This is a genomic window from Kocuria sp. CPCC 205263, from assembly GCF_040981075.1.
GTDB classification, from domain to species: Bacteria; Actinomycetota; Actinomycetes; order Actinomycetales; family Micrococcaceae; genus Kocuria; species Kocuria rosea.
This window is the reverse complement of record NZ_JAVKPV010000004.1, coordinates 229,849-253,864: the sequence shown is the minus strand read 5'-3', so window position 1 is coordinate 253,864 and position 24,016 is coordinate 229,849. Positions and strand designations below refer to the sequence as shown.

The 24,016-nt window shown below is 73.4% G+C and carries 16 protein-coding genes and 1 pseudogene; 6 read left to right on the top strand and 11 right to left on the bottom strand.

Annotated elements, in window-relative coordinates; all coding sequences use genetic code 11:
* Position 1 precedes the first annotated feature (1 nt).
* Positions 2-1,750 carry an MDR family MFS transporter gene (locus RF647_RS08160; protein WP_368811290.1) on the bottom strand — a complete coding sequence of 583 codons (1,749 nt, stop codon included), beginning with the start codon at positions 1,748-1,750 and terminating at the stop codon, positions 2-4.
* On the bottom strand, positions 1,747-2,268 hold the full coding sequence (locus tag RF647_RS08155) for a MarR family winged helix-turn-helix transcriptional regulator (protein ID WP_368811289.1): 522 nt from the start codon (positions 2,266-2,268) through the stop codon (positions 1,747-1,749). The genes RF647_RS08160 and RF647_RS08155 overlap by 4 nt, the downstream gene beginning before the upstream one ends.
* A gap of 263 nt (positions 2,269-2,531) precedes the next feature.
* Between RF647_RS08155 and RF647_RS08150 the strand changes: the two genes are divergently transcribed.
* The 4 genes from RF647_RS08150 (at position 2,532) to RF647_RS08135 (ending at position 8,604) form a co-directional block, all read left to right on the top strand.
* Positions 2,532-3,191, top strand: coding sequence for an MBL fold metallo-hydrolase (locus tag RF647_RS08150; protein ID WP_368811288.1), 660 nt, complete (start codon positions 2,532-2,534; stop codon positions 3,189-3,191).
* Positions 3,185-4,168, top strand: coding sequence for a bile acid:sodium symporter family protein (locus RF647_RS08145; protein WP_241975566.1), 984 nt, complete (start codon positions 3,185-3,187; stop codon positions 4,166-4,168). The genes RF647_RS08150 and RF647_RS08145 overlap by 7 nt, the downstream gene beginning before the upstream one ends.
* Before the next feature lie 472 nt (positions 4,169-4,640).
* Positions 4,641-5,093, top strand: coding sequence for a glycosyltransferase (locus RF647_RS08140; protein WP_368811287.1), 453 nt, complete (start codon positions 4,641-4,643; stop codon positions 5,091-5,093).
* On the top strand, positions 5,083-8,604 hold the full coding sequence (locus tag RF647_RS08135; RefSeq protein WP_368811286.1) for a DUF3376 domain-containing protein: 3,522 nt from the start codon (positions 5,083-5,085) through the stop codon (positions 8,602-8,604). Before RF647_RS08140 ends, RF647_RS08135 begins: the two co-directional genes overlap by 11 nt.
* Before the next feature lie 49 nt (positions 8,605-8,653).
* Here RF647_RS08135 and RF647_RS08130 read toward each other — a convergent pair whose 3' ends face one another.
* Complete coding sequence (locus tag RF647_RS08130) at positions 8,654-10,390, bottom strand: formate--tetrahydrofolate ligase (RefSeq protein ID WP_368811285.1); 1,737 nt, start codon at positions 10,388-10,390, stop codon at positions 8,654-8,656.
* A gap of 117 nt (positions 10,391-10,507) precedes the next feature.
* Between RF647_RS08130 and RF647_RS08125 the strand changes: the two genes are divergently transcribed.
* Positions 10,508-13,120 carry a DEAD/DEAH box helicase gene (locus tag RF647_RS08125; protein WP_368811284.1) on the top strand — a complete coding sequence of 871 codons (2,613 nt, stop codon included), beginning with the start codon at positions 10,508-10,510 and terminating at the stop codon, positions 13,118-13,120.
* A gap of 111 nt (positions 13,121-13,231) precedes the next feature.
* Here RF647_RS08125 and RF647_RS08120 read toward each other — a convergent pair whose 3' ends face one another.
* The 3 genes and pseudogenes from RF647_RS08120 to uvrB all read right to left on the bottom strand — a co-directional run bounded on the left by RF647_RS08120 (position 13,232) and on the right by uvrB (position 18,466).
* Positions 13,232-14,560 carry a TerC family protein gene (locus RF647_RS08120; RefSeq protein ID WP_368811283.1) on the bottom strand — a complete coding sequence of 443 codons (1,329 nt, stop codon included), beginning with the start codon at positions 14,558-14,560 and terminating at the stop codon, positions 13,232-13,234.
* A 540-nt stretch (positions 14,561-15,100) separates the two neighbouring features.
* Positions 15,101-16,060: pseudogene (locus tag RF647_RS08115) on the bottom strand (TerC family protein); the annotation flags it as partial.
* 285 nt (positions 16,061-16,345) lie between these two features.
* Entirely contained in the window at positions 16,346-18,466 is a 2,121-nt protein-coding gene (uvrB, locus tag RF647_RS08110) for an excinuclease ABC subunit UvrB (protein ID WP_368811282.1), read from the bottom strand.
* Between the two features lie 201 nt (positions 18,467-18,667).
* On the opposite strand from uvrB, the gene RF647_RS08105 reads away from it, so the two are divergent.
* A complete protein-coding gene (locus tag RF647_RS08105) occupies positions 18,668-19,522 on the top strand; it encodes an SDR family oxidoreductase (RefSeq protein ID WP_368811281.1) in 855 nt (284 codons plus the stop codon).
* Between the two features lie 12 nt (positions 19,523-19,534).
* Here the strand turns inward: RF647_RS08105 and RF647_RS08100 are convergent, their stop codons facing one another.
* The 5 genes from RF647_RS08100 to RF647_RS08080 form a co-directional block, all read right to left on the bottom strand.
* A complete protein-coding gene (locus RF647_RS08100) occupies positions 19,535-19,807 on the bottom strand; it encodes a hypothetical protein (RefSeq protein WP_133410042.1) in 273 nt (90 codons plus the stop codon).
* 118 nt (positions 19,808-19,925) lie between these two features.
* Positions 19,926-20,753: a DUF1206 domain-containing protein gene (locus RF647_RS08095; protein WP_368811280.1), complete on the bottom strand. Its 828-nt coding sequence runs from the start codon at positions 20,751-20,753 to the stop codon at positions 19,926-19,928.
* 112 nt (positions 20,754-20,865) lie between these two features.
* The gene (locus tag RF647_RS08090) at positions 20,866-21,867 is read right to left on the bottom strand and encodes a sugar phosphate isomerase/epimerase family protein (RefSeq protein ID WP_368811279.1); all 1,002 of its coding nucleotides are present in this window, start codon (positions 21,865-21,867) and stop codon (positions 20,866-20,868) included.
* 46 nt (positions 21,868-21,913) lie between these two features.
* Positions 21,914-23,083: a Gfo/Idh/MocA family protein gene (locus RF647_RS08085; RefSeq protein WP_368811278.1), complete on the bottom strand. Its 1,170-nt coding sequence runs from the start codon at positions 23,081-23,083 to the stop codon at positions 21,914-21,916.
* Positions 23,080-23,949: a sugar phosphate isomerase/epimerase family protein gene (locus RF647_RS08080; RefSeq protein WP_368811277.1), complete on the bottom strand. Its 870-nt coding sequence runs from the start codon at positions 23,947-23,949 to the stop codon at positions 23,080-23,082. Before RF647_RS08080 ends, RF647_RS08085 begins: the two co-directional genes overlap by 4 nt.
* Between the last annotated feature and the right edge of the window lie 67 nt (positions 23,950-24,016).

Sequence of the window (24,016 nt, the reverse complement as noted above, 5' to 3'; positions counted from 1 at the left end):
TTCACACCCGGTCCACGGGGCCGGTGGAGGTGTCCTCGCGGACCCGGTCCCGGGCCGCTCCTCCGGCGGCGGATTCGTCCCGTCCGCCGGCGGAGCCCGGATCCGTCTCCTCGGTGTGCGGGCCGGCCGCGGCCTCCTGCCGACGGCGGACCTCGCGGGCGTCGAGGGTGCGGGTGACGACCTTGAGCCGGCCCGTGGCGGGGTCCACCTCCACGATGTCCACGGTGCGGCGCAACGGGACCTCCTTGATGAGGAGCACCGCGAGCAGCGTCACGAGGGACGCGACGGCGGCGACCAGGAAGACGAGTCCGGTGCCCGTGCCGTAGGCCTCGCGCACCACGCCCTCGACGGACGCCGGCAGCGACTCCAGGTCCATCGTGGAGCTGTCCACCGCGGCGGGGTCCCCGCCGCGGGCCCGGGTGCTCTCGGCGAGCTGCCGGGCCAGGTGGGAGCTCATGAGGGCGCCGAACACGGCGACCGCCACGGCGCCGCCCATGGTGCGGAAGAAGGCCACCGAGGAGGAGGCCGCGCCCATGTCCTTGAGCCCCACGGTGTTCTGCACGGCCAGGACCAGGTTCTGGTTCAGCGCGCCGATGCCGAGGCCCACGAGGAAGATGAAGACGCTCACGGCCCACAGCGCGGTGTCGTGCGTGAGCGTGGCGGCGAGGAACAGACCGGTGGACATGAGCACGGCGGCGACCACCAGGATGATCTTCCACCGCCCGTAGCGGGTGATCAGCTGCCCGGCGACCGTGGCGCCCACGAGGGAGCCGAAGACCTGCGGGAGCATGAGCATCCCGGCCATGGTGGGGCTGAAGCCCTGGCCCAGCTGGAAGTACTGGCCGAGGTAGGTGGTCGAGGCGAACATGGCCCCGCCGGTGGCGATGGCCGCGAGGATGGCCAGCGCGGTGGTGCGCTCGGTGACCACGCGGATGGGCAGGACCGGCTCGGCGGCGCGCTGCTCCACGAGCACGAACAGCACGGAGCCCACGAGCGCGGTGGCCACGAGGGCCGCGGAGGTCGCCGAGACCCACTCGAACATGCCCGGCTGCCCGGCCAGGGACACCCACAGCAGCAGCGCGGAGGCCGAGAGGACCAGCAGCGCGATGCCGAGCCAGTCGATGCTCACCTTCCGGGGTGCCTGCGGCGGGATGCGCAGGGTGCGGTGGACGAGCACGGCCGCCAGGACCGCCAGCGGGGCGGGGATGAGGAACACCCAGCGCCAGCCGAAGAGGTCCACGATGAGCCCGCCCAGCAGCGGGCCGGCCGAGGTGGCCACGGCCATGACGGCGCCCATGTAGCCGGCGTAGCGGCCGCGCTCCCGGGGCGGGATGATCGTGCCCATGATGGTCATGGCCAGGGCCATGATCCCGCCCATGGCCACGCCCTGGACCACGCGGGCCAGGATGAGGAACTCGATGGTCGGGGCCAGCCCGGCCATGGCCGAGCCGAGCACGAAGATCACGATGGACAGCTGCAGCAGCTTCTTCTTGTCGAAGAGGTCGGCCAGCTTGCCCCAGACGGGCGTGGTCGCGGCGTTGGCGAGCAGGGTGCCGGTGACCGTCCAGGACAGCGAGGTCTGGTCCCCGCCGAGGTCGGCCATGATCACGGGCAGGGCCGTGCCGATGATCGTGAGGGTGACCATCGCCATGAAGAACACCGAGAGGATCCCGGTGAGCGCCCGCAGCACGTCCCGGTGGGAGGCGCCGGTCCCCCCGCCCGGTGCGGCGGTCGGTTGCTGTGACGTCATGGTGCGGTGTGCTCCTCGTGCTCTCGGTCGGTGTGGTCCCGGTCCGGCTGGTCCCGGCAGGACGTGGTGCGCTCCACGCCGAGGGAGTCCAGGAAGACGGTGGTGATCTCGCTGATGGCGCCGCGGCTGGTGCGGGCCTGGCCCTCGTCCCAGCCCTCGAGCCGCGCGGCGAGACGCTGGGCGTCCTGCTCCAGCACCGTCCGGACCTGCTCCCGGCCCCGTTCCGTGATCGCGACGAGCGCGGCGCGGCCGTCGTCGGGGTCCGGGGTGCGCTCCACGTGGCCCTCCCCCTCGAGGGCCGCCAGCTGCCGGCTCAGGCCCGAGGGCCCGAGGCCGGTCTCGGAGGCCATCACGGTGGCCCGCCGCGGCCCGTTGCCGTCGAGGTAGTAGAGCAGGGCGATCGCCGTGGGGTTGAGCTGGCGCTGACCGGCGTCGGTCTTGGTGACGCGCTTCATGACGCGCTGCAGCTCGAGCAGGTCGCGCACGAGCTCCACGGCGGTGTCGTGGGAGACGGGCAACGGGGCTCCTCCGGGATCGGGAACGGTGGTGGACGACAACGAAGGGGCAACCGGTCCGCACGCCCCGCTCCTCGCGGGGTTCCGCGTCGACGACGACGCGGGTCTGGTGCCACCGGATGCCCTGATGATTTGTTGCCTCACGCAACTTTATCCGGACGGCGCGGGGAAGCCAACCCCGGCGCCCGTGCCGTCGGACACACCGCCCGCCGCCCCGGAGCGCCCGCGATTGGCCAGTGTCAGGAGTCGGGAGTACCTTCGTCCTCATGATCGCAACGAAGACGGAGGTCACCGACCTCTCCGAGGTCACGATTCGCCGGATCTCCGTGAGCGAGATGGACAACAACGTCTACCTCCTCACGTCCAAGGACGAGGGCACGCAGGTCCTCATCGACGCGGCCGACGACGCCCGGGCCATCGCCGGCCTCGTGGGCGCCGGCAACGGCGACTGCTCGCAGGCCTACGGCAATCTCCAGCTCATCATCACCACCCATTCGCACTGGGACCACGTCCGCGCCCTCGAGGAGGTCCGCTCCCGCTCCGAGGCCATGACGGCGTGCGGCGCCGACGACGAGTCCGACATCGCCGTGCCCATGGACCTGACGTTCGAGGACGGGGACACGGCGGAGTTCGACGGCTTCGACCTGGAGGTCATCGGCCTGCGCGGTCACACCCCCGGCTCGATCGCCCTGGTCTACCGCGACCCGCAGGGCCCGGCGCACATCTTCTCCGGCGACTCCCTCTTCCCCGGCGGCGTGGGCAGGACGAACAGCCCCGAGGACTTCCGGCAGCTGATGGACGACGTCACCGAGCGCGTCTTCGCGCGCTTCGACGACGACACCGTGGTCCACCCCGGCCACGGGAAGCCGACCACGCTGGGGGCGGAGCGCCCGCACCTCGAGGAGTGGCGGGCCCGCGGGTGGTAGGTCCCGGACCCGCGGCGGCCGTCACCGCCGCGCCCGACCGCGGCGCCTACACCGCCGTCCTGCTCTTCCCCGTGCTCGTCCTCGCGGGCGGGCTCGTGGGCTTCCTCGCCCCCGGCGCCGTGAGCGGGCTGTCCGGGTGGATCAACCCCCTGCTGGGGGTGGTCATGTTCGGCATGGGCCTGACCCTGCGGCCCGTGGACTTCGCGCTCGTGGCGAAGCGGCCGCTGCCGGTGCTGCTCGGCGTCGCGGCCCAGTACGTGATCATGCCGCTCGTGGCGCTGCTCGTGGTGTTCCTGCTGCGGCTGCCGCCGGAGCTCGCCGCGGGCGTGATCCTGGTGGGCTGCGCGCCCGGCGGGACGGCGTCCAACGTGGTCGCCTACCTCGCCCGCGGCGACGTGGCCCTGTCCGTCGCCATGACCTCGATCTCCACGCTGCTCGCACCGCTGCTGACCCCGCTGCTCACCCTGTGGCTGGCCGGGCAGTACCTGCCGGTGGACGGCGGGGCGATGGCCTGGTCGATCACCAAGATCGTCCTCCTGCCCGTCGTCGCGGGCCTCGCCGTCCGACTGCTCGCGCCCCGCCTGGTCGAGCGCGCCCTGCCCGCCCTGCCGTGGGTGTCGGTCGCGGCCATCGCCGTGATCGTGGCCATCGTCGTCTCGGGCAGCGCCGACCGGATCGTGGAGGCGGGCCTGCTCGTGCTCGCGGCCGTGGCCCTGCACAACGTCCTGGGCCTGGCCCTCGGCCACCTCGTGGGGGCGGTGACGCGGCAGCCGATCGCCGTGCGCCGCACCACCGCCGTGGAGGTGGGCATGCAGAACTCCGGGCTGGCCGCCGGGCTCGCCGCCCAGTACATGAACCCTCTCGCGGCCCTGCCCGCCGCGGTGTTCTCGGTCTGGCACAACCTCTCGGGCGCCCTGTTCGCCCTGCTCTGCCGCCGTGCCGACGCGCGGGCGGCGCGCCGGCTCCCAGGAGCCTGAGAATCCCGGGGACCCGCTGTGCGCGGGGCCGGGGCTCGGCTACCGTGAGCCCCATGACGTTCGCCGCGCCCCGCGCCCCGACAACGAGCCCAGAGCGCACCGGCGCGGCGACGCAGGCGGCCCTCGAGGCCGTCCGCCGCGCCGCAGCGCACCTCGCCGACCTCGTGGCCGGTGGCGGATTCCCCGGCATGCTGGCCCAGCACACCCTGCAGGCCTGGGCCCCGGCGGCACCGGACGCGGCAGGGACCGCCCTTGAGCACGCCCTCGCGGGAGCCGTCGCCCCCGGGCCCCGCGCACGGCTCGCCGAGACCCTGGGGCTCGTCTTCGGGGCCGGGCCCGCCGCGCGGCTCCGCGCCCTGGCCGGCAGCCCCGGCGAGGACGAGGACGTCCGCGCGACCGCCCTCGAGGCCCGGGTGGACCGCCGGCAGGCCGGCGCCGAGTCCGTGGCCGATCTGACGGACCTCGCCGGGGCGTGCGCGGGGACGTGCTCGCCCGGGTCGCGGAGGCCCTCCGCGGCCTGGAAGTGCGGGTCGCCCTCGCGGCCGGGGCGACCCGGCCCGCCGAGCTGGGCCCGGTCCCGGAGTCCTGGCTCGTGCGCGGCACCCTGCCGCAGGTCACCCTGCTGCGCCGCGCGAGCGTCGCGGTCTCCCACGGGGGGAACAACAGCGTGACCGAGGCGCTCACCGCCGGGGTGCCCCTGCTGCTGCCGATGTCCACGGACCAGTTCGCCGGGGTGGCGGCCCTCGAGGCGGCGGGGCTCGGGACGGTGCTCGACCCCAACGCCCTGTCGACCGCCGAGGTGCGGGACGCCGTGGCCGGGCTGCTCGACGACGGCCACGAGCGGCGGGGGGCGCTCGAGGGCCTCCGGCACGACCTGACCCGCCGGCCCGGGCCGGGGCGGGCGTGCGCGGCCTTTGTCGGGTGAGCCCCCGGGCCTGCCGCTGACCGTCCTGCCGCCGTCCCGGGGGCTGGCCGGGGCGACGGCCGGGCAGGCGCCGGCGTTCGGACGCACCCTCCGCCTCGCCCTCGCCATGCGCGGGGGCGTGAGCCTCGCCGTGTGGATCGGCGGCGCGGTGGCCGAGCTGGACCTCCTGCGCCGGATCCGGATCCACCGGGACGGCCGCGGAGCGTTGCACGCCTATCTCCTGCACCCCGCGACGACCCCGGACCCGGCGCTCGAGGAGCGGGCGGCGGTGTACGCGCGGCTGCTCGCGGACGCCGGCTACGACCGGGTGGACATTGACCTCCTCGCCGGGGCCAGTGCCGGCGGGCTCAACGGCGTGGTGCACGCCGTGGCCCAGCGCGCGGGCTCCGACCTGGACGCCCTCGGCCGGATCTGGGCGGAGCACGGCGCCCTCGGCCGGCTGCTGCGCCCGCTCGGACGGCACCCCGTGGACTCCCTGCTGCGCGGCGACGACTACCTGTGGCCACGGCTGCTGGAGGCGCTCCTGGTGCTCCGGGGCAGCGCGGAGCACCACCCGGACCTGGTGGCCGAGCACGTCACGGTCGAGCTCTCCGCGACGGTCCTGGACAGCGACCCCTCCCCCTACAGCGCGTCGGCGGAGGGGCGCAGCGACTTCCACTTCTCCTCCCCGGAGCCGGGCTCCCCCGGTCCGTCCCTGGACAACGACATCCCGGGGCGGGACACGGCCCCCGAGCAGGCCGCGGCCGCGCTGTCCCGGCTGGCCTACGCCGCCCGGGCGACGTCCTCCTTCCCCGGCGCCTTCGAGCCGGCCTCGGTGTGGTCCGCCCCGACCCCGGGCCCGCGGGGCGCCCCGGCCCCGGCGGCCGGGCGCCCGGATCTGAGCCATGCGTTCGGCGCCCACCGCGACCCCGCGGAGCTGCCCTACCACGTGGTCGACGGCGGGGTGTTCGACAACATCCCCATCGACCGGGCCCTGGAGGCCGCGCGCACCAGGACGTCCCTGCGGCACGCCGACCGGGCCCTGCTGTACCTCGACCCGGACCCGCCGCACCGCGGGCGTGCCGTGCCCTTCGTGCGAGATCTGCCGCGGCTCGTGGGCACGCTCGCCGCCACGGTCTCCCGGCTGCCGCGGCGGGAGTCGGACGACGACGAGGTCCTGGCCCTGTCCGACTACCTGGACGCCCAGCTCGTGGCCGGCGGCCGCCTGCACCCGCTCGCGGCGCTGATCGAGGGCTGGGACGAGGCCTCCCTCGAGGAGCGGCGCCGGGCCTACCTGCGCTACCGGGCCCGGACCGACGCCGACCTGCTGTCCCGCCTCCTGACCCGCCCGGCGCAGTGGCAGCTCACCTCGACCCTGGCCCGGCGCGACGCCCTGCGGGCCCGGCCGCCCCGTGCGCTCGACCCGCTGCGGGCGGAGCTGCTCCGGCGCTACGACGCCCTCTCCCGGGGCCCGCTGGAGGACCCCGCCGCCGCCGCGGTGCTGCGCGGGGCGCAGGCCCTGTTCGACGCCGCCTCCTGCGTGCTGTCCTGGGTGCGCGTGCTGGAGGAGCTGGGCCTCGACGGGCCGGCCGGACCGGCCGAGCTATTCGACCGGTCCCTCGCCCGCGAGCGCGCCTACCGGGTGCTGGCGCGCGCCCGCCACGAGCGCGACCGGCGCTTCCACGCCGTGCTGGCCGCGGTCGCGGACCCGGCGGCCGATCTCACCGGGGCCGTCGACCCCTGGCTCGGCGCGGCCGGCGCGGGGCACCGGCCGGCGGACGCCTCCTGGGCCGAGCTCGACGCGGCCGTGGACGGGCTCCGGGGCCTGCGCGCCGCGGTGGACGAGCACCTGGACGCCGACGTCCCCGGTCGGGCGGCCCGCCGCGCGGTCTGGGAGGCGTCCCCGTGGTCGAGGATCCCCGCCGGGGAGAGGGCGCCGGCCGCGGCGGACCTGCCCCCGCTCCTGGCCGCCGCCGGGATCCCCGCCGCGGTGTCCCCCGTGGCCTACGGGGAGATCCGCGGCGACCAGGCCCCCGCGGCGCCGGACGCGTTCCCCGCGCTCCGGGCGGCGCTCGCCCGGAACCGCCTCCAGCAGGCCCTCGACACGCCCGGGGCGGATCCCCGGGAGCTCGCCCGCCTGCTCACGGACGCCGAGGAGCGGATGCCGGCGGGCGCCAAGCTGGCCGGTGCGGGATTGCTGAACTTCCGGGGGTTCCTGGCCGCGGACTGGCGGGCCCACGACTGGTGGTGGGGACGCCTCGACGCGGCGGCCGGGGTCGCCGGGTTCCTGCGCGGGCTGCCGGCGGCCGCTCCGGCGTCTCCCCCGTCGTCTCCGACGACCCCGACGACCTCGACGCGCCCGCCGGGCGCGCCCGGCGGTTCCCCGGCCGGGAGCAGCCCGACGGTCGACCCCGTCGTCGGCGGTCTGCAGGACGCCCTGCTGCGCGACGCCGGGCACGGCTGTCCCGCCCGCGGCCGGGCTGCGGTCGGCGCGAGCGCCGACGGACTGGACCGGCTGGCCCCGGGGCACCGCCTCTCGCTGGCCTCGCGCGGGCTGCGCGTGCTGGGGCGGGCCCTGGCGGGCACCCCGGACCTGCCCCGCCCTGTCTGGGAGGTCGTGCTGCTGGTGATCCAGCCCCTGCTCGTGCTCGTGCCCGCGGTGGTGACCCCGGTGCGCGCCGCCCTGGTCGCCGTGGCGCTGACGGCCGGGCTGTGGCCGGCCGCGGGCCCGGTCGCCGCGGAGGCACGGGCGTGGTCCTGGCCCGGTGCCGCCCTGCTCGCGGCGGTCGCCGCGGCGCTGGTGCTGTCCCTCCTGCGGACGGGGCGGCGCGCGCTGAGACGGTGGGCGGCCGTCCGGGACGCCGCCGGGGAGCGGCCGCCTCCCCGGGCCCGGGCCACCCCCGGGGAGCCTGCGGGATCGGCCGTCCCGGCGGTCACGGCCGCGGAGGTCGCTACCGACCGCAGCGGCGCTCTGCGGCGGTCCGCCCTCGCGGGTGCGGCCGCCCTGTCCCTGCTGCTCCCCCTCGGGGCGGCCGTGCCGTCCGGGCGCGCGGCCGCGGTTTTGCTGCTGGTGCTCGGCGTGCTCGCCCTGGAGCGCCTGAGCGCGGTGCTCGCGGTGCGCGTGCCGAGCCGCGAGGGCCTGGACGAGATCGGGCGGGCGGTCCTCGTCGTGCCGGCCGCGGTGGCGGTCTGGGCCGTGGCGGCCCTGGCTGGTCTCCCGGGGCTCGTGCCGGACGGCGCCGGAGCGCGGGCCGCCGTGCTGACCGTGGCGCTGCTGGCCGTCGGTGGCCTGCTCCTGGCGGGGTGGGTGCGACCCGCCTGGGCCCTCGCTGTCGTCCCGGCCGCGGCGGCCGTCGGCGGCGCCGCGTCCTGGGTGCTGTGGTCCTGGGCCGGCGGTCCCGGGGCGCTGTGGACCGACCTGGCGGCCGTGGCCGGGGCCGCCTACGCCTGGGCCTCCGTCCTGTGGTGGGTGCCCGCCGAGGGCATGCTGCGGCGGCACGACCCCGGCGAGGAGCTGCTGCCCCGCCGGTGAGCTGTCCGGTCCGGGTCCGGGACGGGGCGGGTCCCGGAGGGAGCGGGCCTCAGAAGAGGCCGGTGACTCGCCCGTCGTCGTCGATCCCGATCCGCTCGGCCGCCGGGGAGGTGCCCAGTCCCGGCATGGTGCGCATCGTCCCGCAGATCGCGTAGAGGTACCCGGCGCCCACGGCGGCGCGCAGCTCCCGGACGGGCAGGGACCACCCGGTGGGCGCTCCCTTGCGGGCCGGGTCCGCGGTGGTGGACAGGTGGGTCTTGGCGATGACGACCGGCAGCCCCCCGTAGCCGAGCTCCTCGTAGCGGGCCAGCTGGTGCTCTGCGGCCGGGGTGATCTCGAGGCCGTCCGCGCCGTAGACGCGGGTGGCAACCGCGGTGAGCTTGTCCTCGAGGGACTCGGTGAGCCCGTAGGTCGGGGTGTACCCGGCCGGGTGCTCGCACGCGGCGGCCACGGCGTCGGCGAGCTCGGCCGCCCCGGCGCCGCCCTCGGACACTGCCGTGCACACGGCCACCTCCGCCCCGGTCGCCCGGGCGATCCGGCGGATCGCCTCGTGCTCCGAGGGGTGGTCCCCGGGGAACGCGTTGATCGCCACGACCGGGGAGATCCCGAAGGACCGGGCGATCGCCAGGTGGTGGAGCAGGTTCGCCGCCCCCGCCTCCACGTCCCCGGGGTTCTCCTGGAGCATCTCCGCCGGCAGCGCCCTGCCCGGGCGCACGCTGTAGCGGCCGGAGTGGGTCTTCAGCGCTCGCACCGTGGTCACGAGCACCGCCGCGTCCGGGGTCAGCCCGGAGGCCCTGGCCTTGACGTTGACCAGGCGCTCGAGGCCCATGTCCGCGCCGAACCCGGCCTCGGTGATGACGTAGTCGGCGTGGGCCATGGCCACGTAGTCGGCGACCACGGAGGAGTTGCCGGTCGCGATGTTGCCGAACGGTCCGGCGTGGACCAGCGCCGGGGTCGCCTCGACGGTCTGCAGCAGGTTCGGCTGGAAGGCGTCCTGCAGCAGCACCGCCATGGACCCGGCGGCCTTGAGGTCCTCGGCGGAGACCGGCTCGCCGTCGTGCGTGGAGCCCACCACGATCCGGCCCAGGCGCCGGCGCAGGTCGGCGAAGGACGTGGCGAGCGAGAGGATCACCATCACCTCGGACGCGGCCGTGATGTCGAAGCCGGTCTGGCGCGGCACGCCGTCCTGGTGGTCGCCGAGGCCCACCACCACGGTGCGCAGCGCCCGGTCGTTGACGTCGAGGACCCGCCGCCACGTGATCGAACGGGCGTCCAGGCCCAGGGCGTTGCCGTGGTGCAGGTGGTTGTCGATCATCGCCGCCAGCAGGTTGTGGGCGGCCGTCACGGCGTGGAAGTCCCCGGTCAGGTGCAGGTTCAGCTTGTCCATCGGCAGCAGCTGGGCGTACCCCGCCCCCGCCGCCCCGCCCTTGATCCCGAACGTGGGCCCCATGGACGGCTGGCGCAGCGTCAGGGCGGCGGAGCGGCCGGTGGCCGCCATGCCCTGCGCCAGGCCCACCGCCGTGGCCGTCTTCCCCTCGCCGAGCGGCGTGGGGGTCAGCGCCGTGACCACCACGTACCGCACGCCGCGGGCGAGTTTGCGCTCGGCGGCCTCCTCCGGGGTGGACACCTCGTCCGGGCGCGGGTCGACCTTCGCCACGAAGCGCCCGTAGGGCTCCAGGCGGTCGGCGGCGATCCCGGCGGCGGCCGCGATCTCGCTCACGGGGCGGGGCCGGGCGGCCTGGGCGATCTCCAGGTCCGAGGGCATCGGGTCGGTGACGTGCGTCATGGGCCCAGTCTGCTGGACCCGGGGCGTCCCGGCCAGTGCCCCGCTGTCCTCGCGCGGGCCCCCGCGGCGCGGAACCGGCACGGGCCGGGACGCGCCGTCCCGATACAGTGGAGGACGATGAAACTCCTCGAAGCCCTCTCCCCCGAGCTCGGCACCCCGGGCCACCCGTACTACCGCGGCGACTTCGCCACCAACGCCCTGTCCGGGGACGAGGTCTACGAGGGGTTCCTCGGCTGGATCGCCTCCCGGGATATGGAGCTCTACCCCGCCCAGGACGAGGCCGTGCTCGAGTTCGCGAGCGGGTCCAACGTGATCCTCGCGACCCCGACCGGGTCCGGGAAGTCCACGGTGGCCGTCGCGGCGCACTTCGCGGGTCTCGCCGCCGGGCAGCGCTCGTACTACACCGCCCCGATCAAGGCGCTCGTGTCCGAGAAGTTCTTCTCGCTCGTGGAGATCTTCGGCGCCGAGAACGTCGGCATGGTCACCGGGGACTCCGCGGTCAACGCCGCGGCCCCCATCATCTGCTGCACCGCGGAGATCCTCGCCAACGTCGCCCTGCGCGAGGGCCGGGACGCGGACGTGGGGCCCGTGGTGATGGACGAGTTCCACTTCTACTCCGACCCGCAGCGCGGCTGGGCGTGGCAGGTGCCGCTGCTGCAGCTGCCCCAGGCGCAGTTCCTGGTCATGAGCGCCACGCTCGGGGACGTCTCCCGCTTCGAGGAGGGGATCACGGAGCTCACGGGCCGCCCGACCACGACGGTGTCCTCCGCGGAGCGGCCCATCCCGCTGCACCACTACTGGTCCGAGGACCCCATCCACGAGGCCCTCGAGGAGCTGCTGAGCACCAACCAGGCCCCGGTCTACGTGGTGCACTTCTCCCAGCTGCAGGCCATGGACCAGGCTCAGAACCTGATGTCCGTCAACGTGCTGACCAAGGAGGAGAAGGAGCGCATCGGCGAGCTCATCGCCGGGTTCCGCTTCTCGGCCGGCTTCGGCAAGACCCTCAACCGCCTGGTCCGCCACGGCATCGGGGTCCACCATGCCGGGATGCTGCCCAAGTACCGCCGGCTCGTGGAGCAGCTCGCCCAGACGGGGCTGCTCAAGGTCATCTGCGGCACCGACACCCTGGGGGTGGGCATCAACGTGCCCATCCGCACCGTGGTCATCACGGCGCTGTCCAAGTTCGACGGCGAGCGCACCCGCCGGCTCAACGCCCGCGAGTTCCACCAGATCGCCGGCCGGGCCGGGCGGGCCGGCTACGACACCGCGGGCACCGTGGTGGTCCAGGCGCCCGAGCACGTCATCGAGAACAACAAGGCCATGAAGAAGGCCCACGCCAAGTTCGGCGACGACCAGAAGAAGCTGCGGCAGGTGGTGCGGAAGAAGCCGCCGCAGGGCTTCGTGTCCTGGGGGAAGCCGACGTTCGAGACCCTGGTCGCCTCCGCTCCGGAACCGCTGACTTCGTCCTTCACGGTGACCCACTCGATGCTGCTCAACCTCCTGCAGCGCCCCGGGGACCCGGTGCTCGCGGCGTGGCACCTGCTGACCCACAACCACGAGACGCGGCCGCGGCAGCGCGCCCTGCTGAAGCAGGCCATCGGCATCCTCAAGGAGCTGCGCGCCGCCGGCGTCGTCGAGAAGCTCCCGGAGCCCGACGAGGAGGGCCGCACCTGGCGGCTGACCGTGGAGCTGCAGGAGAACTTCGCCCTCAACCAGCCGCTGTCCCCCTTCGCCCTCGCCGCCCTCACCCTGCTGGACCGGGAGGACCCAGGCTACGCCCTGGACGTCGTCTCCGTGATCGAGGCGACCCTGGAGAAGCCCCGCCAGGTGCTGAACATGCAGGAGAAGAAGGCCCGCGGGGAGGCCGTGGCGTCGATGAAGGCTGAGGGCCTCGACTACGACGAGCGGATGAAGGAGCTCGAGGACGTCAGCTACGCCAAGCCGCTCGAGGAGCTGCTGACCCAGGCGTTCGAGACGTACCGCACCGGCGCCCCGTGGGTGGCGCAGTTCGAGCTGACGCCCAAGTCCGTGGTGCGGGACATGTACGAGCGCGCCATGACGTTCGGCGACTACGTGCAGTTCTACGGCCTGGCCCGGTCCGAGGGCATCCTGCTGCGCTACCTCTCCGACGCCTACAAGGCGCTGCGCCAGACCGTGCCCCTGGATCTGCTCCGGGAGGACCTCGAGGACCTCGTGGAGTGGCTGGGCGAGCTCATCCGGCAGACCGACAACTCGCTGCTCGACGAGTGGGAGAAGCTGGCCGCCGGGGAGGAGTCCCCCATGGGCACCTCCGCGGACTCCCTCGAGGAGCTCATCGACGAGCAGCCCCCCGTGATCACGTCCAACCCGCGGGCGTTCCGGGTCATGGTGCGCAACGCGCTGTTCCAGCGCGTCGAGCTGTTCGCGGACGAGAAGGACAAGGTCCTGGGCGCCCTCGACGGCGAGCACGGCTGGGACCGGGACCGGTGGGCGGACGCCATGGACGCGTACTTCGGCGAGCACGAGGACATCTACACGGACCCCCAGTCGAGGGGGCCGGGGCTGATCCGGATCGACGAGCAGCCCGAGGGCCTGCCGGGGTTCTGGACCGTGGTGCAGGTCTTCGACGACCCGGACGGCCACCACGACTGGGGCATCAACGCCCGCATCGACCTGCGGACCTCGGACGAGGACGGCTTCCCCGCGGTGGTCGTGGACAACGTCGGGCCCATCACCGAGACGGGCCGCTGAGCCGGGGCCGCCCGGCGGTCCCTCCGACGACGACGGAGCCCCCGGTGCGCACCTGCTCGGTGCGCACCGGGGGCTCCTGCTCCCGGTGCGCGGGGCACCGGGAGGGGTGGCTCAGACGGCGGAGCTGCCGCCGCCGCGGGGGGCGTCCGGGGTCGTGGTGCCGGCCGCCTCCTGGGTCTCGGCCCGGGCACCGGAGAGGGCCTCGGCCTCCGGGGCCGGGACGGCGTCCGGCTCCGGGCCCACCCCGGTGCGCTCGAACTCGCGGTGCTTGCCGCGGGCGCGGTCCAGGAGCTCGTGGAACTGCTTCTCGGAGTCCAGCAACTCCTGGCGGTGCTTGTCGGAGATCTTCGGCATCTGCCGCTGGTACTTCGCGGCCTTCTCCGCCAGCTTCTGGCGCTCCCCGGCGGGGGCGTCCTGCGGCAGGGTCACGTACCGCTCGGCGACGGTCTGCAGGCCGTTGAGCACGCGCAGGGCCCGGCCCTTGGGGCTGTAGAGGGAGGCCAGGACGGTGATGACCAGCACCCCCACGATGACGGTCAGCGAGAGGCTGATGCCGACCTCGACGACCTCCACGTGCTCACCGTTGTTGATGAAGCCCAGGTTGTTCTCGTGCAGGGCGTGCAGGATGAGCTTGACGCCGATGAAGCCGAGGATGATCGCCAGGCCCCAGGAGAGGTAGATGAGCCGGTCCAGGAGCCCGTCGATGAGGAAGTAGAGCTGGCGCAGGCCCATGAGGGAGAACGCCACGGCGGTGAACACCAGGTAGGTCTGCTGGGTCAGGCCGAAGATCGCGGGGATGGAGTCCAGCGCGAAGAGCACGTCGGTGCCGCCGATGGCCACCATGACCAGCAGCATCGGCGTCATGACCTTCTTGCCGTTCTCCATGGTGAACAGCTTGTCGCCGTCGTACTCGTCGGAGGTGTGCATGAAGCGCTTGGCGGTGCGGATGATGAAGTTGTCCGCCTCGTCGTGGGCGGACTCGGACAGCTCGCCCTTGATCAGGGAGCCGGCCGTCAGCAGCAGGATGAGGCCGAACAGGTAGAAGACCCAGGCGAACTGGTTGATCAGCCCGGCGCCCACGAAGATCAGGGCGGTGCGGGCGATCAGGGCGAACGTGATGCCGAAGAGCAGGACCTTCTGCTGGTCCTCGCGCGGGACCTTGAAGGACGCGATGATGATGAGGAAGACGAAGAGGTTGTCGACCGACAGCGCCTTCTCGGTGATGTACCCGGCGTAGTACTCGCCGGCGTACCGGCCGCCCCACTGGACGAGGACGAAGAGGCCGAAGAGGAGGGCGATGCCCACGTAGATCGCGGACCAGATCGCGGCTTCCTTGAGCTGCGGTTCGTGGGCCTTGCGCACGTGGAACACGTAGTCGAAGAGCAGCAGGCCGATGATGGCCGCGATGGTGACGATCCAGACGGTGAGTGAGACTTCCATGGTTCTGCTTTCGGGGTCGAGTACGGGACAGCCGTAAGTCTCTCCGCCGTTCCCGCCGGACCGTTCCGGTCCAGTGCTGGGCTCGACCGCTGCGTCCGGCCGGGTTGTGGCACCCGACGTGCTGACGTCCACAGCGCTGAGGGATACTCCCCTAGGCTCGGCCCAGTCTATACGGACGTCCCGGCCCGCACGGCCAGGGGCCCGGTCCGCCGTGTGGCGGACCGGGCCCCTGGCCGCGCGAGCCGTCGAGGACGGCCCCGGGCGCTCAGCCCGCGGTGGTGCTCAGTGCCGGGCCTCCCCGTGCTCCGCGTGCTCCAGGTGCCGGCTCTCGGTGTGGTGCTCCTCCGCGGACTTGCCCGTGTGCTCGTGGAGGTTGGGCAGCTCCACGGCGGAGCGTTCCGAGGCGCCGCGGGCCGCACGGTGCTTCTGCACGAGCTCGGCCTGCACGATGCGGATCTCCCGGGTGGGGGTGCCCTCCGGGATGCCCCGGTAGACCTCGATGGCCCGGTGCAGCTCGGCGACGGCGTGGGCGGACCGGCCCTTCGGGCTGACCATCGACGCGACCGTGGCGACCACGATGATGGCCACGATCACGCCCAGGGACACGAAGGTGGGGATCTCGGGGGCCCACCCGATGTGCTCGCCGCCGTTGATGAAGGGCACCTCGTTCTCGTGCATGGCGTGCAGGATGAGCTTGACACCGATGAACGCCAGGATCAGCGACAGTCCGTGCTTGAGGTAGATGAGCCGCTCCATGAGCCCGCCGAGCAGGAAGTAGAGCTGGCGCAGGCCCATGAGGGCGAAGATGTTGGCCGTGAAGACGATGAACGGGCTCTGGGTCAGTCCGAAGATCGCCGGGATGGAGTCGAAGGCGAACATCAGGTCGGTCACGCCGATGGTCACGAAGACGACGAGCATCGGGGTGAAGAGCTTCTTGCCGTCCACGGTGGTGCGCAGCTTGTTGCCGTCGTACCGGTCCGTCATGGGGACCACGGTGCGCAGCCGGCGGATGAGGCCGTTCTCCTCCGACTCGTCCTCGCCGTCGTCCTTGGCCTGGTGGTACGCCGTCCAGAGCAGGAAGACGCCGAAGAGGTAGAAGACCCAGGAGAAGTTCGCGATGATCGTGGCGCCCAGCAAGATGAAGATCCCGCGCAGGACCAGCGCGATGATGATGCCCACCATCAGCACCTCCTGCTGGTACTTCCGCGGCACCGCGAACCGGGTCATGATCACGATGAACACGAACAGGTTGTCGATGCTGAGGCTGTACTCCGTGATCCAGCCCGCCACGAACTGCGTGCCCTGCTCGGCGCCCGCGAAGGCGAACATCAGGGCGCCGAAGACGAGGGCGAGGGCCACGTAGACGCCCACCCAGATGCCGGCCTCCTTCATGGAGGGCTCGTGGGGGCGCTTGGCGACCATGATCAGGTCGAAGAGAAGGATGCAGCCGAGAACGACGAAGGAGCCGATCTCGAACCACGCGGGTAGCTGTGTGTGCACGCGAGTTCTTTCGCTTGGAGATGGGTGGGCCCGCGGGCCGGCGTCGTCCGGGGAACGTGGCGGACCGGGGCATCACGATGAGCCGCAAGTCTCTCCACCGTCCCCGGCGGGCCCGGGGCCCGGGTGCCGAGGCGCGGTCGCTGCGACCGGCCCGGCTCCGTTGCCCGGCGTGCTGACGACCGCAGCGCTGAGGGATACTCCCCTACGCGGATAGCACTTTACCCGAACCTGGGAGAACGCCGGGGACGGACGTGGTCCCGGGTCCCGGTCTCGGCCGGAGCGGGCTCAGGCGTGCCCCGCCTGCTGCATCTGCCGCAGCTCCTTCTTGAGGTCCGAGAGCTCGTCGCGGATCCGCCCGGCGAGCTCGAACTGCAGCTCGGCGGCCGCGGCCTGCATCTGCTCCGTCATCTGCGCGATGAGGTCCGTGAGGTCCTCGGCCGGCGCGGCCGCGAACCCGTCCCGGCGCAGCTTGTCCTCCGCGGCCGCCACGGCGCCCCGCCCGCCCTTCGCCCCGGTCGGCGCGGTCTTCTTCCCGGCGGCGGCACGGCGGGCGAGCAGCTCCCGGGTGTCCTCCTCCTCGCGCTGGAGCTGGTCGGTGATGTCCGCGATCTTCTTCCGCAGGGGCTGGGGGTCGATCCCGTGCTCCGTGTTGTAGGCGACCTGGATCTCCCGGCGCCGGTTCGTCTCCTCGATGGCCGTGGCCATCGAGTCGGTGATCCGGTCCGCGTACATGTGCACCTGGCCGGAGACGTTGCGGGCGGCACGGCCGATCGTCTGGATGAGGGACGTCGTGGAGCGCAGGAAGCCCTCCTTGTCGGCGTCGAGGATCGCCACCAGGGAGACCTCGGGCAGGTCCAGGCCCTCGCGCAGCAGGTTGATGCCCACGAGGACGTCGAACGTGCCCATCCGCAGCTCGCGCAGCAGCTCCACGCGGCGGAGGGTGTCCACGTCCGAGTGCAGGTACTGGACCTTGACCCCGTGCTCCATGAGGTACTCGGTGAGGTCCTCGGCCATGCGCTTGGTGAGGGTCGTGACGAGCACGCGCTCGTCTCGCTCGACCCGCGCGTTGATCTCGTCGAGGAGGTCGTCGATCTGCCCCTTGGTCGGCTTGACGACCACCTCGGGGTCGATCAGCCCGGTGGGCCGGATGATCTGCTCCACGTAGCCGTCCGCCTGGGACAGCTCGTACTTGCCCGGCGTGGCCGAGAGGTAGACGGTCTGGCCGATGCGCCCCAGGAACTCGTCCCACTTCAGCGGGCGGTTGTCCATCGCCGAGGGCAGCCGGAAGCCGTGCTCCACGAGGGTGCGCTTGCGGGACATGTCGCCCTCGTACATGCCGCCGATCTGCGGGATCGTCACGTGGGACTCGTCGACCACCAGCAGGAAGTCGTCCGGGAAGTAGTCGATGAGGCAGTGCGGGGCGGACCCGCGGGGGCGGCCGTCGATGTGCAGCGAGTAGTTCTCGATGCCGTTGCAGTAACCCATCTGCTCCATCATCTCGAGGTCGTACGTGGTGCGCATCCGCAGCCGCTGGGCCTCGACGAGCTTGTTCTGGGACTCCAGCTCCTTCAGCCGCGCGGCGAGCTCGTCCTCGATGGACTTCACGGCCGTGGCCATCCGGTCCGCGCCGGCCACGTAGTGGGAGGCGGGGAAGACGTACATCTCCGTCTCCTCCCGGATGATCTCCCCGGTGAGCGGGTGCAGGGTGTAGATCGACTCGATCTCGTCGCCGAAGAACTCGACCCGGACCGCGTGCTCCTCGTACATCGGGATGATCTCCACGGTGTCCCCGCGCACGCGGAACGTGCCGCGGTGGAAGTCGACGTCGTTGCGCGCGTACTGCATGTTCACGAACCGGCGCAGCAGCTCGTCGCGGTCCATCTCCTCCCCCCGGCGCAGCGTGACCATCTGCGCCACGTACTCCTCCGGGGTGCCCAGGCCGTAGATGCAGGACACGGTGGCGACCACGACGACGTCCCGGCGGGTCAGCAGCGCGTTGGTCGCGGAGTGCCGCAGCCGCTCGACCTCCTCGTTGATGGAGGAGTCCTTCTCGATGAAGGTGTCCGTCTGCGGCACGTAGGCCTCGGGCTGGTAGTAGTCGTAGTAGGAGACGAAGTACTCGACGGCGTTGTTGGGCAGCAGCTCCCGCAGCTCGTTGGCGAGCTGCGCGGCGAGCGTCTTGTTCTGCACCATGACGAGGGTGGGCCGCTGGACGCGCTCGATGAGCCACGCGGCGGTCGCGGACTTGCCGGTGCCGGTGGCGCCGAGCAGCACGACGTCCTTCTCCCCCGCCTCGATCCTCGCGGCGAGCTCCTCGATGGCCCTGGGCTGGTCGCCGGCGGGCACGTAGTCGGAGATGACCTCGAAGGGGGCGACGACACGGTTGATCTTCTGGGCGAGGCTCATGGCACCAGGCTACGCGCCGCCCCGGACACGGAGGCCGGGTTCCTCCGGAGGCGATCGGACCCGCGGCCGCCGGGACCGCACGCCGGAAATACGCCGCGGGCGCCGCCCGTTGCACAGGACACACCGCCGCGCCGGGCGGGTGCCGGCGGGTCCCGCTGGCACCCGCCCGGGAGCGGCCGGGCCACCACCGGGAGGAACACCGTGTCCATCGTCATCACCGGCGCGACCGGCCGGCTGGGCCGCCACGTCATCAGCTCCCTGCTGCGCCTGGACGTGCAGCTGCCGGACCTCGTGGCCGCCGGCCGCGACGAGGAGAAGCTCGGCGCCCTCCGGGAGCTGGGCCTGGCCACCGTCCGGGCGGACTACACCGAGCCCGCGACCCTCGACCAGGCGTTCGCGGGGGCGGACACGGTCCTGCTGACCTCCAGCAGCGAGGTGGGGATCCGGGTTCCCCAGCACCAGAACGCGGTCGAGGCCGCCGTCCGGGCCGGGGTGTCCCGCCTCGTCTACACCAGCGCCCTCGGCGCCGACCGCGGGAAGCTGCTGCTCGCCGACGAGCACCTGGCCACGGAGGAGGCGATCGCCGCGTCCGGGCTCCCGTTCACGATCCTGCGCAACGGCTGGTACACCGAGAACTTCGAGCCGGCCCTGCGGCACGCGGAGACCACCGGCGTGGTCCTGGCCAGTGCCGGGGACGGCCGGGTGGCCAGCGCCACCCGCGAGGACTACGCGGAGGCGATCGCCGCGGCCCTCGCCCAGGACGGCCACGCGGGCCAGACCTACGAGCTCTCGGGGGACGTGGCGTGGAGCTTCGACGAGCTGGCCGCCGCGCTGACCGAGGTCCTGGACCGGGAGGTGACCTACCGGCGGCTCACGCCCGAACAGCATCTGGCGGAGCTGGAGCGGACCGGCGTGGACGAGAGCACCGCGCGGTTCATGGTGGCCCTGGACGCCAACATCGAGGACGGCGCGCTGGACCTCGTCACCGGGGACCTGTCGCGGCTGCTCGGCCGGCGCACCACGGCGCTGGTGGACGCGCTGCGCGCGATGCGCTGACGCGCGGGGCCGTCAGTTGCGGGACGTCCCGGCCCGGGGGCCGCCGCGGGAGTCGTCGCGGTGGTAGAGGTACTCGTTGCCGTGCTCGTCCCGCTCGATCACGAAGTGCTTCTGGCACTCCTCGTACCAGGCGTGGGCCCGTTCGCTCTCCCCGGCGCCGTGGGTCTCCGGCGCGATGCGATCGGCCGCGCCGTAGACCTTGAGCGCGATCTGGTTCAACCGGTCCAGGAGGCGGTAGCCCGACGACGGCGCGTCCTCGTTGACGGTGTGCTGCTCTTCAGACATGACGTCCCCCAGGTGACCGCGGTGCGGATGGGACCATTCTATTCCTCGTGCCGCGCCCCGCGAAGGCCGGTCGGCCGGCAGCTCCGGTCACCCCGGGCGGCGCGCCGGGAGGGCGCGGTCACATCCGCTGGTACCTGGCCCGCACCACCATGAAGACCCCGTAGCAGATGAGGCCCAGGGCCACGGCCCCGAGGATCCATGCCCCGAAGGGCTGCTCCTGGAGGGCCTTCAGCGCACCGTCCAGCCCCGACGACTGCTCCGGGTCGCTGCGCACCGTGGCGACCACGACGAGCACCCCGAGCACCGCCAGGGCCACGCCCTTGGCCGCGTAGCCGGCCGTGCCCAGCCACATGACCGCCCTGCCGGCCGTGCCCGGCGGCAGGCTCTTCAGGTTCTCCCGGAAGGACCTCGTCACGCCCCGGTGGACGAAGAAGGCGCCGGCGACGACGAGGCCCAGTCCCACGGCGATCAGCAGGACCGTGCCGGCCGGGTGCGCCATGAGCCGGGCGCTGAGCGACTGGGTGGACCCGCTGCTGTCGCTCGTGCCGCCGAGGGCGTAGGTCCCGAACACGGCGCCGATGGCGCCGTAGACGACCGCCTGGCCGCCCATCTTGACGCGGTGCTTGAGCCGGTCCCGGTCCGAGCGCTGCGTCGCGCCGAAGAAGATCTCGCTGAACAGGAAGACGGCGAGCGCCGCGCAGCCGAGGAAGCACGCCCACAGCAGGACGGTGCCGCCCGGGCTGGCGGCGAGCGCGGCGACCGCCCCCGACTGGTCCGCCGAGCCCGAGCCGCCGGTGGCCACGCGCAGCGCGATGACCCCGATCATGACGTGCAGCAGGCCCGCCGCCACGTACCCGGCGCGGGCCGCGAGGACGAACCCGCGGGAATCCGTCGCGTCGTCCGCGGCGTCGGCCGCCCTCGTGGCCTGCCGGCCGACCTCGCCCATGGTTCCTCCTGCGGTGTGGGTCTCCATCGTGCGCCTGCGGACCGCCGGTGTCCACGACGCCGTTCGGCTGACACCGGGGTCCTCCCCGGGACCGGGTGCCGCCCCGGACCGGCTACTGCCGGAAGGCGGCGTCGAACGAGGCGCCGGAGGGGGCGAAGTCGAAGCGCTTCAGGAAGGCCAGGGCCTCGGGGGCGCCCCGGAGGCGGTCCATGCCGGCGTCCTCCCACTCCACGGAGATCGGTCCGTCGTAGCCGATGGCGGTGAGGGCGCGGAAGCTGTCCTCCCACGGCACGTCGCCCCGCCCGGTCGAGACGAAGTCCCAGCCGCGGCGGGGGTCGCCCCAGGGCAGGTGCGAGGACAGGATGCCGTTGCGCCCACCGCCGGTCCGCATCTTCGTGTCCTTGCAGTCCACGTGGTAGATCCGGTCCGCGAAGTCGGAGATGAACGCCACCGGGTCGATCTGCTGCCACAGGAAGTGGCTGGGGTCCCAGTTCAGCCCGAAGGCCGCGCGGTGGCCGATGGCCTCCAGCGCCCGGTGCGTGGACCAGTAGTCGTAGGCGATCTCGGAGGGGTGGACCTCGTGGGCGAAGCGCACCCCGCACTCGTCGAAGACGTCCAGGATGGGGTTCCACCGGTCCGCGAAGTCCTGGTACCCGGCGTCGATCACGTCCTGGGAGACGGGCGGGAACATCGCCACGTACTGCCAGACGGAGGACCCGGTGAAGCCGACCACGGTGTCCACGCCCAGCTTCCGCGCGAGCCGTGCGGTGTGCTGCAGCTCCTCGGCGGCGCGGGTGCGCACTCCCTCGGGCGTGCCGTCGCCCCAGACCCGGGGTCCCACGATGGACTCGTGCCGGAAGTCGATCGGGTCGTCGCAGACAGCCTGGCCCTTGAGGTGGTTGGAGATGGCCCACACCCCGAGGCCGTGGCGCTCGAGGATGTCGAGCCGGTCCCGGACGTAGGCGTCGTCGTCCCACCGCCAGGCGTCGAGGTGCTCGCCCGAGACGGCGATCTCCAGGCCGTCGTAGCCCCAGCCGGCCGCCAGCTCGGCGACCTCCTCGAGCGGGAGGTCGGCCCACTGGCCGGTGAACAGCGTGTAGCGGTGGTGTCCCATCGTCGGTCCTTCGGGTCGGGGAGAGCGGTGCTCCGCTCGTGCGGGGTCAGAGGTGGACGGTGGCGCCGGAGCGCGCCGCGCTGTCCGTCACGGCGGCGAGCACCCGCTGGACCTCCAGGCCGTCCTCGAACCCGGGGGCGGCCGGGACCCCCGTGTCGACGGCCCGCAGGAGCTCGGCGGCCTGGCTGGTGAACGTGTGGTCCCAGCCGAGGACGTGCCCGGCCGGCCACCACGCCCCCACGTAGGGGTGGGTGGCCTCGGTGACGAGGATCCGGCTGCTGCCCTGGGTGTCCGGCGGCGCGGTGGCGTCGAACAGGTGCAGCTCGTTGAGCCGCTCGAGGTCGAAGCGCAGCCCGCCCAGCGATCCGTAGACCTCGATCCCGAGGGCGTTCTTGCGGCCGGTGGCGCAGCGGGAGACCTCCAGGCCGACCACCGCCCCGGAGGCGGTGCGCAGAGTGGCCCAGGCGGCGTCGTCGACCGTCACCGGCTCGGGGCCGTCCGCCCCCGCCCGGGTGGGGACGAACGTGGTGAGCGTCCCGGAGACGGACGTGACCGGCGAGTCCAGGAGGAAGCGCACCTGGTCGACGGCGTGGGAGGCGAGGTCGCCCAGCGCTCCGGACCCGGCGGTCTCCCGGCGCAGGCGCCAGGTCATGGGCGCGTGCTCGTCGGCGAGCCAGTCCTGCAGGTAGCTGACCCGGACCTGGCGGACCCGGCCCACCCGGCCGTCCGCGATCAGCTGCCGGGCCAGTGCCAGGGCCGGCACCCGGCGGTAGTTGAAGCCCACCATGGAGTGGACGCCGCGGGTCCGGGCGGCCGCCGCGGCGGCCGCCATCCGCTCGGCCTCGGCCACCGTGTTGGCCAGCGGCTTCTCCACGAGCACGTGCTTGCCGGCCTCGAGGGCGGCCACGGCCATGTCGGCGTGCAGGTGGCCGGGCGTGCAGATGTCGACGACGTGGACGTCGTCCCGTTCCAGCACCGACCGCCAGTCGGTGCCGCTCTCCTCCCAGCCGTACCGCCGGGCGGCCTCGGCCACGTGCCCGGCGTCCCGGCCCACCAGCACCTTCTGCGCCACGCGGGGCGTGGGGTAGAAGGCGTTGACGTTGCGCCACGCGTTGGAGTGGGCCTTGCCCATGAAGGAGTGGCCGAGCACGGCGACGCCCAGGGCGGCGCTCCCGTGGCCGGGGGGAACGGCGGGGTCGGGCACGGTGGTGGTCATGGGTGTCCTCCTGGGGACCGGGCGGCGCACGAGCGCAGGAACGCCAGTCCGTCCTCGGCGAGCTGGTCCTGGCTCTCCGCCAGGGGCCGCCAGATCGAGGCGGCGGTGGCGATGCTGGCGTTGCGGGCGGTGAAGCTCTCGATGCTGAGGGCGCCGGTGTAGCCGACGGCGTCCAGGGCGTCGAAGATGCCCGTCCAGTCCGTCTGGTCCCCGCCGGGTGCTCCCCGGTCGTTGCCGCAGACCTGGACGTGGACGAGGTGCCGGCCGGCCGCCCGGACGGCGTCGGCGGAGGAGCGCTCCTCGATGTTCAGGTGGTAGGTGTCCAGGGCCAGCCCCACGCCGTGGCCGAGCAGCGGCCCGAGGGCCTCGAGCGCCTGGGCGGTGGTGTTGAGCAAGGACGTCTCGTAGCGGTTGAGCGGTTCGATGCCGAGGACCACCCCGGCGGCCTCGGCCTCGGCGGCCAGCGGGGCGAGACGGCGCCGCAGTTGCGCGTAGGCGTCCGCGCGCTCCGCCGCGTCCATCCGCCACACCCGGCCAGTGTGCGCGTAGAAGGGCCCGCACACGGCCGGCGCGCCGATGTCGTGGGCCAGCCGGATGCAGGCGCTGAGATAGTGCTGGGTGCGGGCGATCACGGCGTCGTCCGCCAGGACGAGGTCGCGCCCGCGCGCCATGGCGCCGACGAGCAGGGGCCTGAGCCCGCCGAGGGCGTGCCGCACCACCCCGGCCGAGAGGTCGCCGACGTTCTCCAGCGGGAGCTCGACGGCGTCGAAGCCCATGTCCGCGATCCTCGCCAGGAGCGGGGGCAGGTTCGCGTCGGTGAGGGGGGACTCCCACACCCAGGTGTTGACGGCGATCGGGCGCTGCACGGGTCTGCCTCCTCTCGGTGCGGTGGGCTGGATGGCGCCCCGCCCGCCGCCGGGGTCTCCCGGGGTC

What these genes read in the sequence shown, in the direction of transcription:
- RF647_RS08160 (WP_368811290.1), bottom strand. Translation starts at nt 1,750, where the DNA reads ATGACGTCACAGCAACCGACCGCCGCACCGGGCGGGGGGACCGGCGCC.
- RF647_RS08150 (WP_368811288.1), top strand. Translation starts at nt 2,532, where the DNA reads ATGATCGCAACGAAGACGGAGGTCACCGACCTCTCCGAGGTCACGATT.
- RF647_RS08130 (WP_368811285.1), bottom strand. Translation starts at nt 10,390, where the DNA reads ATGACGCACGTCACCGACCCGATGCCCTCGGACCTGGAGATCGCCCAG.
- RF647_RS08125 (WP_368811284.1), top strand. Translation starts at nt 10,508, where the DNA reads ATGAAACTCCTCGAAGCCCTCTCCCCCGAGCTCGGCACCCCGGGCCAC.
- RF647_RS08120 (WP_368811283.1), bottom strand. Translation starts at nt 14,560, where the DNA reads ATGGAAGTCTCACTCACCGTCTGGATCGTCACCATCGCGGCCATCATC.
- uvrB (WP_368811282.1), bottom strand. Translation starts at nt 18,466, where the DNA reads ATGAGCCTCGCCCAGAAGATCAACCGTGTCGTCGCCCCCTTCGAGGTC.
- RF647_RS08100 (WP_133410042.1), bottom strand. Translation starts at nt 19,807, where the DNA reads ATGTCTGAAGAGCAGCACACCGTCAACGAGGACGCGCCGTCGTCGGGC.
- RF647_RS08095 (WP_368811280.1), bottom strand. Translation starts at nt 20,753, where the DNA reads ATGGGCGAGGTCGGCCGGCAGGCCACGAGGGCGGCCGACGCCGCGGAC.
- RF647_RS08090 (WP_368811279.1), bottom strand. Translation starts at nt 21,867, where the DNA reads ATGGGACACCACCGCTACACGCTGTTCACCGGCCAGTGGGCCGACCTC.
- RF647_RS08085 (WP_368811278.1), bottom strand. Translation starts at nt 23,083, where the DNA reads ATGACCACCACCGTGCCCGACCCCGCCGTTCCCCCCGGCCACGGGAGC.